The organism is Thioalkalivibrio thiocyanoxidans ARh2 (assembly GCF_000385215.1).
GTDB classification, from domain to species: Bacteria; Pseudomonadota; Gammaproteobacteria; order Ectothiorhodospirales; family Ectothiorhodospiraceae; genus Thioalkalivibrio; species Thioalkalivibrio thiocyanoxidans.
On the sequence record NZ_ARQK01000053.1, the window covers coordinates 1 to 12958 of the forward strand.

Sequence of the window (12958 nt, forward strand, 5' to 3'; positions counted from 1 at the left end):
GGTGCCAACCCCGAAGGGGCTCGGCCGCCCGTTGTTATCAAAAACGGGCGCGGGAACGGCGTTGCGGCTCCCTTGTGCAGAATGACTGCACGGCGGTCACCGCGCCTTGTTCGCGCGCAAAAGCGACTCGAGCGCGAGCGTGTACATTGATCAGTGTTTCCCTAGTTCTGGAGACCGCCGAATGGCCGCCCCCGAAGTAACGCACCTGCCCCACCTCCCCAACGACGTGGAGGGCCTGCGGCAATCGATTCGCGATGCCGTCGTCCGCGTGGTGGGAGAGGACCCGCGTGAGGCCAGCGACCGCGACTGGCTCGAGGCCCTGGCCTTCGCCATCCGCGAGCGCATGATCGAACGTCGTCTGCTGACCCGCCGCCAATTCGTCGAAGAAGACGTCAAGCGCGTCTACTACCTGTCGATGGAATACCTGATCGGGCGCATGCTCGAGGCGAACCTGCGCAACATGGGGATCCTCGACGAGGCACGCCAGGCGATGGCCGACCTTGGGGTGGACCTCGACGGCATCATAGACCTCGAGGATGACGCGGCCCTGGGCAACGGCGGCCTCGGTCGGCTCGCCGCCTGCATTCTGGAATCGCTGGCCACCCAGGGCTTCCCCGGTTACGGCTATGGCATCCGTTACGAATACGGCATGTTCCGTCAGGACTTCGAACCCTACCGGCAGGTGGAACACCCGGACACCTGGCTGCGGTACGGAAACCCCTGGGAGTTCCCGCGCTCGGACCGGAAGTTCCCGGTCCACTTTTACGGCTACGTCGTCGAGCACCACCACCCCCGTGGTGGCACCCGCTATACCTGGGAAGACGGAGAAGAAGTCCTGGCCATGGCCTACGACTACCCGACCGCGGGCTACGGAAGACGCAACGTCAACAACCTGCGCCTGTGGGCCGCCAAGGCGACCCGCGACTTCGACCTGCGCTACTTCAACGAAGGGGATTACATCCGGGCGGTGGCAGACAAGGCCGAGTCCGAGACCATCTCCATGGTGCTGTACCCGAACGACGCCACCGCAATCGGCAAGGAACTGCGTCTGAAGCAGGAGTACTTCTTCGTCTCCGCCTCGCTGCAGGATGCCCTTGAGCGTCACCTGGCGCTGGGCTACTCACTGGACGCCCTGCCGGACAAGGCCGCGATCCAGCTGAACGACACGCATCCCGCAATCGCCGTGGCCGAACTGATGCGACTGCTGGTCGACTGCCACGAAGTGCCCTGGGATCGCGCCTGGGACCTGACACGACGAACCCTCGCCTACACCAACCACACCCTGATGCCCGAGGCCCTGGAAACCTGGCCGGTCCCGCTGATGCAGCATGTACTGCCGCGCCACATGGGCATCATCTACCAGATCAACCACGAGTTCCTGGAAGAGGTACGGCACCGCTACCCGGGGGACAGTGACCGCCTGGCGCGCCTGTCGATTATCGACGAGGCAGGCGAACGCCGGGTCCGCATGGCGCACCTGGCGGTGGTCGGATCGCACCACATCAATGGCGTCGCCGCGCTGCATACGCGTCTGCTACAGGAGACCCTGTTCGAGGACTTCTACGAGCTCTGGCCGGAACGCTTCGTCAACGTCACCAACGGCGTAACCCCGCGGCTGTGGATGATCCAGTCCAACCCGGCCCTGACCGAGCTCCTGGGCCGGCGTATCGGCAACGACTGGCAATATGACCTGGAGCGCCTGCGCGCCCTGGAACCCTACGCCACCGACCCCGAATTGCAGCGGGAATTCATGTCGGTGAAGCGCGCCAACAAGGTCCGGCTCGCGGAACTGGTGCGCGAGCGCACCGGCGTGGAGCTGAACCCGGACGTGCTGTTCGACGTCCAGGTGAAGCGCATCCACGAGTACAAGCGCCAGCTGCTGAAACTGCTGCACGTGATTGACCTGTACCGCCGCATCCGCGCCGGCGAGGACATCCCGCCGCGCGTCGTGCTGTTCGGCGGGAAGGCGGCCCCGGGCTACGCCCGCGCCAAGGCGATCATCCAGGTGATCAACGAGGTGGCCGACATCGTGAACCACGACCCGGCCGTTGGCGACCGCCTGAAGTGCGTGTTCTTCCCGAACTACGAAGTCAGCGCGGCCAGCATCATCATCCCGGCCGCGGACCTCTCCGAACAGATCTCGACAGCCGGTTTCGAGGCCTCCGGCACGGGCAACATGAAACTGGCCCTGAACGGGGCCCTGACCATCGGCACGCTGGATGGCGCCAATATCGAGATCCGCGATGCGGTAGGCGACGACAACGTCTTCATTTTCGGCATGACCGCCGCCGAGGTTGTCGAACACCGCGCCCGCGGCGAACAGCCATCCACCATCCTTGAGCGCGCGCCCGGTCTGGCGGCCGCCGTGGACATGATCGAGTCCGGGTTCTTCACCCGTGACGATCCGGAGACCCACCGCGACCTGGGGCGCTACCTGCGCGAGGACGACCCGTTCTTTGTGCTGGCCGACTATCAGGCCTATGCGGAGGCCTGCGATCGAGCGGACGCCCTGTATGCGGACACGTCCGCCTGGGCCGAGGCGGCGATCCACAACGTCGCGCGCATGGGCTTTTTCTCCATCGACCGCACCGTGCGCGACTACGCCAACCAGATCTGGGACGTCGTCCCCGAACCGGTCGCCCCCTCCAAGACCAACGGGGCCGCCTGAGCCGGACTCCGCCTCAGTGCGCGGAGGGTTCGGGTGCGATCGCGCTGTAGATCGCGGAGTAGTCGGCATCCGCCAGCCCGCGCTCCTGCGCCTGCTCCAGCAGCTGCGCCAACAGGGGCAGCCACGGGGCCACCAGCTGTGCATCTTCGGCGGCCCGTTCGACCAGGTGCACGTCCTTCAAGAGGTGCTTGACAGGGAAATTCGCCTTCCCGAAATCGCCGGAAAGCATCTTGTCCAGCTTCTTGTCGAAGGTCGGCGCATACAATGCCGACTCGCGCAGGATGTCCATGAAGGTATCGATGTCCGCCCCCTCGCGGCGGACCAGACCCAGACTTAGCGAGAAGGCCGCGGTCAGGCTGGCGATCAGCTGGTTGAACGCGAGCTTCAGGGCCGCGCCCTGGCCCACCGGTCCGACATGGCGCGGGTTTTCACCCAGTGCGGCCAGCACCGGGGACGCCCGCGCAAACTCCGTCTCCTCGTCAGCGCCCGCCATGATCAGCAGCCTGCCCTCGCGTGCCTCCGGGATCGACCCCAGCACCGGGGCCTCGACATAACAGGCCCCGGCGCGGCGCAGGTGCTCGGCGAGCTGACGGCTCTCGGCCGGCAGGATCGTTGCCATCTGGATTACGCAGCGCCCGCTCAGCGCGCCTTGCGGCAATGCCCCCAGTGCGGACTGGATCGCGGTGGCGTCCGAGAGCATCAGCACCAGGGTATCGGCCCCGGCTACCGCGGTCGCCGGTTCGCTGTGTACCGGCACCCCCTCGCTGGCCAGCTCGCTGGCTCGCTCCGGCGTGCGGTTGTAGGCCTCGACATGGAAACCGGCGCGCAGAAGACGCAGGCCCATGGGTTGCCCCATGAGCCCACAGCCCAGCAGCGCCACGCGGGACGCAGCCATAGTGACCTCCTACTTGATCTTGTCGTCCAGATCGTCGGTATACCCGAGCAGGGTATGTGGCGGTGGCGCCTCTTTCTGGTACTTGGTGGGCGTGACGGCCTCGGTCTGATGCAGGCTTTTCCAGAGCCCGATCACCATCACCAGCATTACCACCGAAAACGGCAGGCCAACACTGATCGCCGCCGCCTGCAGCGCGGCCAGCCCCCCCGCCAGCAACAGGATCGAGGCCACAACCCCCTCGAGGACCGCCCAGTAGACCCGCTGGGTCACGGTCGGGTTGCGCACGTCGCCGGACGCCAGGGTGTCGATGACCAGCGAGCCCGAGTCAGACGAGGTCACAAAGAAGGTCACGATCAGGACCGTCGCAGCGGCCATCACCGCCACCGCAAACCAGTCCCACAACGGCATGGCCTGAATGGTCGCGAACAACGCGGTGGACACGCTTTCCTCGACCGCCCCGGTCAGGTCGGCCACGCCACCGAGCTCGTAGCTCATCGCGGTACCGCCGAACACGGCCAGCCAGACGAAGGCCGCAGCGGTCGGGGCCAGCAGCACGCCCACCACGAACTCGCGAATGGTGCGCCCGCGCGAGACGCGCGCAATGAACATGCCGACATACGGTGCCCAGGAGATCCACCAGCCCCAGTAGAAGATGGTCCAGGCGGTGGCCCAGCCGGTCTCGTCGATGGTATCGGCCCACAGGCTCATCGCGGGCAGGTGCTGCACGTAGGTGCCGGTGGACTCCACCAGCACGCGCAGGATAAACAGCGTCGGCCCCATGATCAGCAGCAGCGCGAGCAGGATCACCGCCAGCCCGATATTGAAGTTGGACAGCCGCTTGATGCCCTTGTCGATCCCGAGGGCAACCGAGCCCACCGCAATCAGGGTGATGATCGCGACCAGGGTGATCTGCATGGTCGTGGATTCCTCGATCCCGAACACGAAGTTCAGGCCCGAGTTGATCTGCATGACCCCGAGACCCAGCGAGGTCGCCACCCCGAACATGGTCCCGAACAGGGCCAGGATATCGATCAGGTGCCCCCAGGGGCCGTAGATGCGATCACCGATGAACGGATACAGCGAGGAGCGGATCAGCAGCGGCAGGTTATGCCGGTAGGCGTAATAGGCCAGCGACAGGCCGACGACGATGTAGATCGCCCAGGCGTGCAACCCCCAGTGGAAGAAGGTATAGCGCATCGCCTCGGCGGCGGCCTCGCTGGTCTCGCCCTCGGCATGCGGCGGACTCAGGTAGTGGTACATCGGCTCGGCGATGCTCCAGAACAGCAGCCCGATCCCCATGCCCGCCGAGAAGAGCATCGCAAACCACGCGGCGTAACTGAAACGGGGCGCCTCGAACTGGTCCCCGAGCCGTATGCCGCCGTAACGCGAGAACATCAAGTAAAGGGAAAAGACCAGAAAGACCGTCACCACCAGCATGTAGTACCAGCCGAGATACTCGGAGATGCCGGTCTGGAGCTGCTCGAAGATGCCCTCCGCCGTCTCCGGAAACAGTGCCCCGAACAGTACGAATACGGCGATAACGGCAGTGGAAATCCAGAAGACCGGGCTGCAGATCACACCGAATCCGGCGATCCGAGTCTGGTTCAGCCCCGGGCTCGAAGACGACTCTTCCATGGGTGGCTCCCCTTTCTTGTGTTGCGTTCCAACGCCGCACCGGCATGCTCGGTACACCCCCGGGACATTGCATCCCGAGCCTTCCCGTGTACCTGACGGTCGGGGACGCGCTCAGCCAGCGCAATCGCGGAGCCGACTGACGACGCCCTTACCGTAGCCAATGGCCTGACAAACTGCAAAGCACATTCCTGGCGCCCCTTCTCACGCACTTCGCGTCAGGAGAAGGCCTCGGGCCTGTCCGCCCACCCGTTCGCGCTCGATGTCCCAGCCGGCACCGGCCACGAGCGCCGGATCGAGGTCCGATTCCAGCTCCGCATAGACGCGCGCACCGGGGGCCAGCCAGCCCTGCGCGACCAGGGCCGCCAGTGCCGGCGTCACACGCTCCTGCCCAAAGGGGGGATCGAGAAACACGAGATCAAAGGGGCCGCCTTCGGGCGGCTGGCTTAACAGGCGGGCTACGTCGTCGCGCCGGACATGCACCTGAACGGCACCGAGCCGTTCCCGGTTGGCCTCGAGCTGAGACGCAGCACGCGCGTCACGCTCGACCAGCCAGACCTCCCGGGCTCCCCGCGAAGCCGCCTCGAACCCCAGGGCACCCGTCCCGGCATAAAGATCCAGCACCCGCGCCCCCGGGAGTTGCCGCTGCAGCCAGTTGAACAGGGTCTCGCGCTGGGCATCCGCGGTCGGACGCAGGCCACCGACGGACGGCACCGGCAGCCACTGCCGGCGCCAGGCCCCGCCAATAATGCGGATGCGCGCGCTGCGCCCCGGCGGACCTCGCCTAGTCTTCCTGGCCACCAACGATGACCGTCACCAGGGCTTCGGGGTTGAGACGCTCGGCCAGCTGCGCATTCATCGTCTCCAGTTCCACCGCCTGCATGCGCTCGACATAGCGCTCCAGGTAGTCATCGGCCAGGCCGTAGAAGCCCATCATGCCCAGCAGACCGACGATGTCGCTGTTGGACGCCAGCGACAACGGGAACGAGTTGATCACGTTCTCGCGCGAGGCCTCCATCTCGTCGGGCTCCACGCCGTTGGCATGCCAGCGCAGCACCTGTTCGCGCAGGACCTCGACGGCTTCATCGGCCTGATGTACACCGGTCTGCATATTGATCATGAAGGGGCCTTCGACCGCCATCGGCTGGAAACGGCTGTGCACGGAGTAGGCAAGGCCGCGGGCACTGCGCACCTCCTGGAACAGCCGCGACGTGAAACCGCCTCCGCCCAGGGCATGGTTGGCCAGCGTCAGCGCGAAATGGGCCTCGTCACCGCGGCTCAGGGCCGGAGCCCCCATGTAGATATGCGCCTGTTCGGACGGGAATGCGATCCGCTCCTCCACCGGCTCCTCGCGCATGGGTACCGGTGGCAGTGGATCCACCGCCCCACCAGCGGGCAGCGCGGCGGAGATCCGGTCGGCCAGTTCCTCGGCCTGCTCGCGGCTCACACCACCGGTGATCGCCAGCGAGCCGTTGCCCGCCGCGTAGTGGCGCTCGAAGAAGGCCCGCGCGTCGTCGCGCGTCATCGCCTCCAGCGAATCGACCTCGCCACCCGGCCAGCTGGCATACGGGTGGCCCTCGTACATCAGCTCGTAGAAGCGTCGGCTGGCCACTGCCGCAGGTTCCTGGCGCTCGCGCTGGAGGGACTGCAGGGCCTGGCGGCGGCTGCGCTCGAAATCGGCCTCGGGGAAGGCGGGGGCGGACAGCGCATCGGCCAGCGTGCCGACCGCCGTCTCCATCCAGTCCGGTTCGGTCAGCGTGCGCAGACTGACGATCGCCATGTCGCGCAGGGAACTGGTGCTGAAGCGCGCGCCAACGGACTCGAAGCGCTCGGCCAGCTCGGAGGCATCCATGTCCTCGGTGCCGTGGCGCAGACTGCGGGAGGTCATCATGGCCAGCCCCGGCAGATCGCCATCCCGTGCCGCACCGCCATCAAAGGTCAGGCGCAAGTCCACCATCGGCAGATCGGGCGCCTCGACATACAGGACCCGCAACCCCTCGTCGGTTTCCCAGCGGTCGACCTCCACCGCCTGTACCGGGATCGTCAGCAGGGTCAACGGCACCAGGGCCAGTCCCGCGAACAGAGACCGGCGCGATAGTTTCTTGATTGCGTGCAGCATTAGTGATCCCCCTCCGGATAGCCACCATCGAGGTCCGGGGCACCATAGGCCCCGGGTGCCGGGGCCTCCTCGTCATCCATCGGCTGCGGGTCGAGGACCCCGACCGTAAGCCGCTCGGGCACCAGGTACTCGCGCACCACGCGCTGGACGTCCTCGGCCGTCACCTCGCGCACCCGCTCCAGGAAACGATCGTTCTCCCGCCAGCCCACACCGACGGTCTCGAGCATACCCAGCTGGAAGGCCTGTGCCCGCACCGAGTCGCGCTCGTAGACCTCCGAGGCAATCACCCGCGCCTGCACGCGCTCCAGTTCGCGATCATCCACGGGCTCGTCAGCCAGGCGATCGATCTCGTCCAGAAGCGCCTGCTCCAGGGTCTCGATATCCGTGTTCGAGGTCGGCACGGCGGCAACCATGAACAGGTCGTCCAGCCGCGCGAACGGGCTGTAGCGTGCCGAAGTGGCGCTCGCCAGCTCCTGCCCCCGGACCAGTTCGCGCGCAAAGCGCGAGGCCTCGCCCGAATCCAGGATCCCGGCAGCCACCAGCAGGGCGTAGGCGTCCTCATGCGAGTCCAGCGTGTTCAGCACCGGGGTCTTCCAGCCCATCATCAGAAACGGGACCTGGGCCGGGGCCTGCACGGTAATCCGGCGTTCCCCCGTCTGCGGGGTCTCCCGGCGCGGCTTGGCCTCCGGCACATTACCGCCGGGGATGGCGCCAAAGTGCTTCTCCGCGGCCGCAACCACCTCGTCGGCGTCGACATCGCCCACGACCACGACCACTGCGTTGCTGGGGTGGTAGTAGCGGTCGTACCAGTCCTGGAGATCTTCCAGGGTGTAGGACTCGATGTCGGTCATCCAGCCGATCACGGGCTGACCGTACGGGTGGTTGAAAAAGGCCGTGGCCATCAGCTGCTCGCGCAGCAGGGCGTTCGGCTGATCCTCCACGCGCAGGCGCCTCTCTTCCTGCACCACCCGCAGCTCCGGACGGAACTCGTCCTCCTGCAGCCGCAGGTGCTGCATGCGCTCGGCCTCCATGGCCATCACGGTCTCCCAGTGGTCGGCCCCGATCACCTGGTGGTAGCCAGTATAGTCACGCCCCGTAAACGCGTTCTCGCGACCACCCATACGCGCGACGACACGCGAGAACTCGCCCGGCTCGTACTTCTCCGAGCCGCGAAACATCATGTGTTCCAGCATGTGCGAGACACCGGTGATACCGCTGTGTTCATCAGCGGATCCCACGCGATACCAGACCATGTTGGCCACCACGGGTGCGCGCCGGTCCTCCAGCACCAGCACGGTCAGACCGTTGTCCAGCGTGGCCTCCACCACATCCGATTCGATCTCCAGCTCCCCGGCCACAACACTGGCACCGAGCAGCCAGACCACCATCCATCCAACGAGACTTCCGAGCACTGCTCTACGCATTGCAATACGATCCCCGTGCTAGCATGAACACTTTCTACTGGACCTCCTGAAACATGTTCGGTTTCCGCAAGAAGAAATCCGAAGAATCCGCCACGCCCCGCCCCGAACCCCAGCCGGAGGCCCCGCCGGAATCCGCAGCGGCCCCCGAGCCGGAACCCGACGCGCAACCGGCCCGAGGCGGCTGGTTCCAGCGCCTGCGCCAGGGCCTGGCCAAGACCGGTCAGGCGCTCGGCGGCGACCTCAAGAGCCTGTTTCGGCGCAAGATCGACGACGAGCTGTTCGAGGAACTGGAAGAGCGCCTGCTCCTGGCTGATGTCGGCCTGGATGCGACCCAGCGGATCATGGATCGTATCACCCGCGAGGTAAAACGGCGCGAACTGGACGACGCCGACGCACTGATGGACGCGCTGGAGACCGCGATGGTGGAGATCCTGGAACCGGTCTCGCGGCCGCTGGAGATCCCGCAGGCCGAGCGGCCGTTTTCGATCCTGGTGGTCGGCATCAACGGCGCCGGAAAGACCACCACCATCGGCAAGCTGGCGCACCGCTTCCAGGCCGAGGGCCGCTCGGTGCTGCTGGCCGCGGGGGATACCTTCCGCGCGGCCGCCGTGGAACAGCTGCAAACCTGGGGGGATCGCAATGGCGTCGCGGTCATCGCCCAGGGGACCGGGGCCGACTCGGCCTCCGTGGTCTACGACGGCCTCCAGGCCGCCCAGGCGCGCAGCACCGATATCCTGATCGCCGATACCGCCGGGCGCCTGCACACCCAGACCAACCTGATGGACGAGGTGCGCAAGGTGAAGCGCGTGATGGGCCGGCTGGACGAAAACGCCCCGGACGAAGTACTGCTGGTGGTCGATGGCGGCACCGGGCAGAACGCGCTGAGCCAGGCACGGCAGTTCCACGAGGCCCTGGGGCTGACCGGGATCGTGGTCACCAAGCTGGACGGGACCGCCAAGGGCGGCGTCCTGTTCGCGCTGGCGGAGCAACTGGGGGTACCCGTGCGCTTTATCGGCGTGGGCGAGAAGGCCGAGGACCTCCAGCGCTTCGATGCCCGCGCGTTCGTGCGGGCGCTGCTGGGTCGCGAGGAAAACTAGCCGGCATGATCCAGTTGCAGCGCGTAACCAAGCGCTTTGGCAGCGCGTCCGATGCGCTGTCCAGTGTCAGCCTGCGCGTGGATGCCGGCGCCATGGCCTTTGTCACCGGCCCGTCCGGGGCCGGCAAGAGCACCCTGCTGCGCCTGATTGCCGGACTGGAACGGCCCACCCGCGGCCGCATCCGCGTGAACGGGCACGAACTGGACCGCCTGTCCGCGCGCGCCATCCCGCGTTTTCGCCGCAGCATCGGGCTGGTCTTTCAGGACCACCGCCTGCTGTTCGACCGCCCCGTGTTCGATAACGTCGCCCTGCCCCTGGAGATCCTGGCCTACCGCCGCCCGGAGATGCGCAAGCGGGTGCGCGCGGCGCTGGACAAGGTCGGGCTGCTGCACAAGGAGACAGCCAATCCGCGCACGCTCTCGGCCGGGGAGCAGCAGCGTGTCGGCATCGCCCGGGCCATCGTGCACCGCCCCGTGCTGCTGCTCGCAGACGAACCGACCGGCAACCTGGACCCGGCCCTGTCGCAGGAGATCCTCGCGCTGTTCGACGACTTCAACCGCGTGGGCATGACCGCCCTGATTGCCAGCCATGACCAGGAACTGATCGGCCGCATGGGCAAACCGGTGCTGCACCTGGAAAACGGCCGCATCGAGGCCCGCGGCGGGGCCAGCGCATGAGACCCGGGCGCCGCCTGATCGATGCCCTGCCCGCCTGGCTGGACAGCCACCGCGATGCCGCCCGGCGCAGTCTTGGCCGACGCCTGCAGGCACCGATCCTGAGTCTGATCACCATCGCGGTACTGGGCTTCATCCTCGCGCTCCCCGCGTATCTCTGGGTACTGCTGGACAATGCGCGCGCCCTGTCGGCGCACATCGACCACGACCCGCGCATCGCGCTCTATCTCGATCATGTCGACGAAGAGACCGCCGGGCGGCTCGAAGATGCGCTGGACGACGACGAGCGCGTTGCACGCTGGGAGCGCATCGACGCCGACACCGCACTCACCACGTACCGCGACAGCCTGCCGGACCCGGAGCTACTGGACTGGCTGGAGGACAACCCGCTGCCGGACGTAATCGACGTCGTACCCGCCAGTACGCAGCCCGACACGGTGGCCGCACTGCGCGAAGACCTGCGGGCGCTGGCGCCCGAGGCCGGGCTGGTCGCCGACGACGAGTGGGTACGCCAGCTCAACAGCCTGCACGAGCTGGGCCTGCGCATCCTGTCCGTAGTCGCCGCGCTGCTGGGCCTCGGGGCGGTGCTGATCCTGGCGCTCGCCACTGCCTCCGAGCTGCGCGAACGCCAGGAGGAGATCGCGATCTCGCGCATCAGCGGCGCCACCCACCGATTTCTGCGCCGCCCGTCGCTGTACGGGGGCGTGCTGACCGGGTTTGGCGGGGGCGTCTTCAGCGTGATTCTGCTACTGGCGGGGGTCGCGCTGAGCCGCGAACCGCTAACCGAGGCCGCCGCCGCCTTCGACCTGGAGTTCACCCTGCGCCTGCCGCATGCCGGGGATCTTCTGGGCCTGATCCTGGCAGGCCTGATATTGGGCTGGCTGGGCGCGCGACTGGGCAGCGGCCATGCCCTGCGCGATGCCCCCTGAGGCCGGCGGGATACCGGGTGAAGGGGGTGGAACTCCCGGAACTTTCGCCGGGTTTAGCACTCTATTTGCATGAGTGCTAATCTCTAACTTTATTCTCAGGAGGCATCCATCACGATGAGCAGCAAGGCCCTGGCAACCGTGCATGCAGACCTGCCCGTTCCCGTCGGGAACCTGGACCATTACATGCAGGCGGTCAGCCGAATCGAGGTACTGGACCCGGAACACGAGCGCGAGCTCGCGCGGTCGCTGCATGAACGCAACGACCTGGACGCGGCGCGCCAGCTGATCCTGCACAACCTGCGCTTTGTCGTGCATGTGGCCCGCGGCTACCAGGGCTACGGCCTGCCCCTGGGCGACCTGATCCAGGAGGGCAATGTCGGCCTGATGAAGGCCGTGCGGCGCTTCGACCCGAACCAGGGGGTGCGCCTGGTCTCGTTTGCGGTGCACTGGATTCGCGCGGAGATCCACGAGTTCATCCTGCGCAACTGGCGGATCGTGAAGGTGGCGACGACCAAGGCCCAGCGCAAGCTGTTCTTCAACCTGCGCAGCGCCAAGCAGCGCCTCGGCTGGATGTCGAACGACGAGGTCTCGGCCGTCGCCCGGGACCTCGGGGTATCCGAGAAAGATGTCTGGGAGATGGAGCGGCGCCTGTCCAGCCAGGATGCGAGCTTTGATCCCGTGCCCGAGAGTGACGACGAGCAGACCTACCTGGCCCCGGCCCAGCGCCTGAGCCTGGAAGACATGAGCGACGACCCGGCGCAGATGGCCGAAGACGAGGACTGGGACCGCCATTATCAGGAACAGCTGGCCACCACGCTGGGCAAGCTGGACGACCGTTCGCGCAACATCCTGGCGCGGCGCTACATGAGCGAACCCAAGGCCACGCTGCACGAACTGGCGTCAGAATACGGCGTCTCCGCCGAGCGCATCCGCCAGATCGAGAACAGCGCGATCAAGCGTATTCGCGCGGCCTTCGCCGACTGACGCACCGCGTCGGCAACGCCCAACGAAAAAGGCCCCGACCGCTTGCGCGATCGGGGCCTTTTTCATGGCTGCCTGCGCCGCTCAGGCGGCGCCCGGAAATCCCCGGCTCAGCCGCCGAACAGGATGACCGAGAAGAAGCTCAGCCAGGAGAAGATAATCAGGCCGGCCGTGAAGGTCAGCGGGAAATTCTCGAAGGTAAACCAGTCACGCATGGCGCAATCCCCTGAAACGGTTCGAATTCGTATGCGCAAAGGGTACGCCGGAGCGCCAGGGGCGCGCAAGTTTCCGGATCGCTCTGCTCAGTCTTCCCGATCCCGGCGCGCGCCGGATTCGTGCTCGTTGTCGTTATCCGGGGTCGGAATGCGCGGATCATCGTCATCCATCAGGATGCGGTGGGCCGGCCCCTCCAGATCCTCGTACTGACCCGACCGGATCGCCCAGAACAGGACCAGGCCCACGACCAGTGCGAACAGCATCGCCAGCGGAATCAGCAGGTAAAGAATCGTCATAGTGAACAGTCTAAGGAAACGCGAATC

General features: G+C 66.5%; 11 protein-coding genes. 5 read left to right on the forward strand and 6 right to left on the reverse strand.

Going from position 1 to position 12958, the window contains the following annotated elements:
- The first annotated feature begins 181 nt into the window (after nt 1-181).
- Nucleotides 182-2668 (forward strand): glycogen/starch/alpha-glucan phosphorylase, encoded by a 2487-nt coding sequence (locus tag G372_RS0108180; RefSeq protein ID WP_019623758.1) that lies wholly within the window; start codon nt 182-184, stop codon nt 2666-2668.
- A 13-nt stretch (nt 2669-2681) separates the two neighbouring features.
- Here G372_RS0108180 and G372_RS0108185 read toward each other — a convergent pair whose 3' ends face one another.
- The 5 genes from G372_RS0108185 to G372_RS0108205 all read right to left on the reverse strand — a co-directional run bounded on the left by G372_RS0108185 (nt 2682) and on the right by G372_RS0108205 (nt 8702).
- The gene (locus tag G372_RS0108185) at nt 2682-3563 is read right to left on the reverse strand and encodes an NAD(P)-dependent oxidoreductase (RefSeq protein ID WP_018863140.1); all 882 of its coding nucleotides are present in this window, start codon (nt 3561-3563) and stop codon (nt 2682-2684) included.
- A 9-nt stretch (nt 3564-3572) separates the two neighbouring features.
- Complete coding sequence (locus tag G372_RS0108190) at nt 3573-5198, reverse strand: BCCT family transporter (protein ID WP_019623759.1); 1626 nt, start codon at nt 5196-5198, stop codon at nt 3573-3575.
- 201 nt (nt 5199-5399) lie between these two features.
- Nucleotides 5400-5942 carry a 16S rRNA (guanine(966)-N(2))-methyltransferase RsmD gene (gene rsmD / locus G372_RS0108195; RefSeq protein ID WP_244263197.1) on the reverse strand — a complete coding sequence of 181 codons (543 nt, stop codon included), beginning with the start codon at nt 5940-5942 and terminating at the stop codon, nt 5400-5402.
- 37 nt (nt 5943-5979) lie between these two features.
- On the reverse strand, nt 5980-7314 hold the full coding sequence (locus G372_RS0108200) for a M16 family metallopeptidase (RefSeq protein ID WP_019623761.1): 1335 nt from the start codon (nt 7312-7314) through the stop codon (nt 5980-5982).
- Complete coding sequence (locus tag G372_RS0108205; protein WP_018863144.1) at nt 7314-8702, reverse strand: M16 family metallopeptidase; 1389 nt, start codon at nt 8700-8702, stop codon at nt 7314-7316. The genes G372_RS0108200 and G372_RS0108205 overlap by 1 nt, the downstream gene beginning before the upstream one ends.
- A gap of 89 nt (nt 8703-8791) precedes the next feature.
- Between G372_RS0108205 and ftsY the strand changes: the two genes are divergently transcribed.
- From ftsY to rpoH, 4 genes are all read left to right on the forward strand, one after another.
- Nucleotides 8792-9835, forward strand: a complete 1044-nt coding sequence (gene ftsY / locus G372_RS0108210; protein ID WP_018863145.1) for a signal recognition particle-docking protein FtsY — start codon at nt 8792-8794, stop codon at nt 9833-9835.
- Between the two features lie 5 nt (nt 9836-9840).
- Nucleotides 9841-10512 carry a cell division ATP-binding protein FtsE gene (gene ftsE / locus G372_RS0108215; RefSeq protein WP_018863146.1) on the forward strand — a complete coding sequence of 224 codons (672 nt, stop codon included), beginning with the start codon at nt 9841-9843 and terminating at the stop codon, nt 10510-10512.
- Nucleotides 10509-11438: a cell division protein FtsX gene (locus G372_RS0108220; RefSeq protein WP_019623762.1), complete on the forward strand. Its 930-nt coding sequence runs from the start codon at nt 10509-10511 to the stop codon at nt 11436-11438. The genes ftsE and G372_RS0108220 overlap by 4 nt, the downstream gene beginning before the upstream one ends.
- 114 nt (nt 11439-11552) lie before the next feature.
- Entirely contained in the window at nt 11553-12422 is an 870-nt protein-coding gene (rpoH, locus tag G372_RS0108225; protein ID WP_019623763.1) for an RNA polymerase sigma factor RpoH, read from the forward strand.
- A gap of 299 nt (nt 12423-12721) precedes the next feature.
- On the opposite strand, the gene ccoS is transcribed toward rpoH, so the two are convergent.
- Nucleotides 12722-12931: a cbb3-type cytochrome oxidase assembly protein CcoS gene (gene ccoS / locus G372_RS0108235; protein ID WP_018863150.1), complete on the reverse strand. Its 210-nt coding sequence runs from the start codon at nt 12929-12931 to the stop codon at nt 12722-12724.
- Nucleotides 12932-12958: the final 27 nt, after the last annotated feature.

What these genes read in the sequence shown, in the direction of transcription:
- G372_RS0108180 (WP_019623758.1), top strand. Translation starts at nt 182, where the DNA reads ATGGCCGCCCCCGAAGTAACGCACCTGCCCCACCTCCCCAACGACGTG.
- G372_RS0108185 (WP_018863140.1), bottom strand. Translation starts at nt 3,563, where the DNA reads ATGGCTGCGTCCCGCGTGGCGCTGCTGGGCTGTGGGCTCATGGGGCAA.
- G372_RS0108190 (WP_019623759.1), bottom strand. Translation starts at nt 5,198, where the DNA reads ATGGAAGAGTCGTCTTCGAGCCCGGGGCTGAACCAGACTCGGATCGCC.
- G372_RS0108200 (WP_019623761.1), bottom strand. Translation starts at nt 7,314, where the DNA reads ATGCTGCACGCAATCAAGAAACTATCGCGCCGGTCTCTGTTCGCGGGA.
- G372_RS0108205 (WP_018863144.1), bottom strand. Translation starts at nt 8,702, where the DNA reads ATGGTGGTCTGGCTGCTCGGTGCCAGTGTTGTGGCCGGGGAGCTGGAG.
- ftsY (WP_018863145.1), top strand. Translation starts at nt 8,792, where the DNA reads ATGTTCGGTTTCCGCAAGAAGAAATCCGAAGAATCCGCCACGCCCCGC.
- ftsE (WP_018863146.1), top strand. Translation starts at nt 9,841, where the DNA reads ATGATCCAGTTGCAGCGCGTAACCAAGCGCTTTGGCAGCGCGTCCGAT.
- G372_RS0108220 (WP_019623762.1), top strand. Translation starts at nt 10,509, where the DNA reads ATGAGACCCGGGCGCCGCCTGATCGATGCCCTGCCCGCCTGGCTGGAC.
- rpoH (WP_019623763.1), top strand. Translation starts at nt 11,553, where the DNA reads ATGAGCAGCAAGGCCCTGGCAACCGTGCATGCAGACCTGCCCGTTCCC.
- ccoS (WP_018863150.1), bottom strand. Translation starts at nt 12,931, where the DNA reads ATGACGATTCTTTACCTGCTGATTCCGCTGGCGATGCTGTTCGCACTG.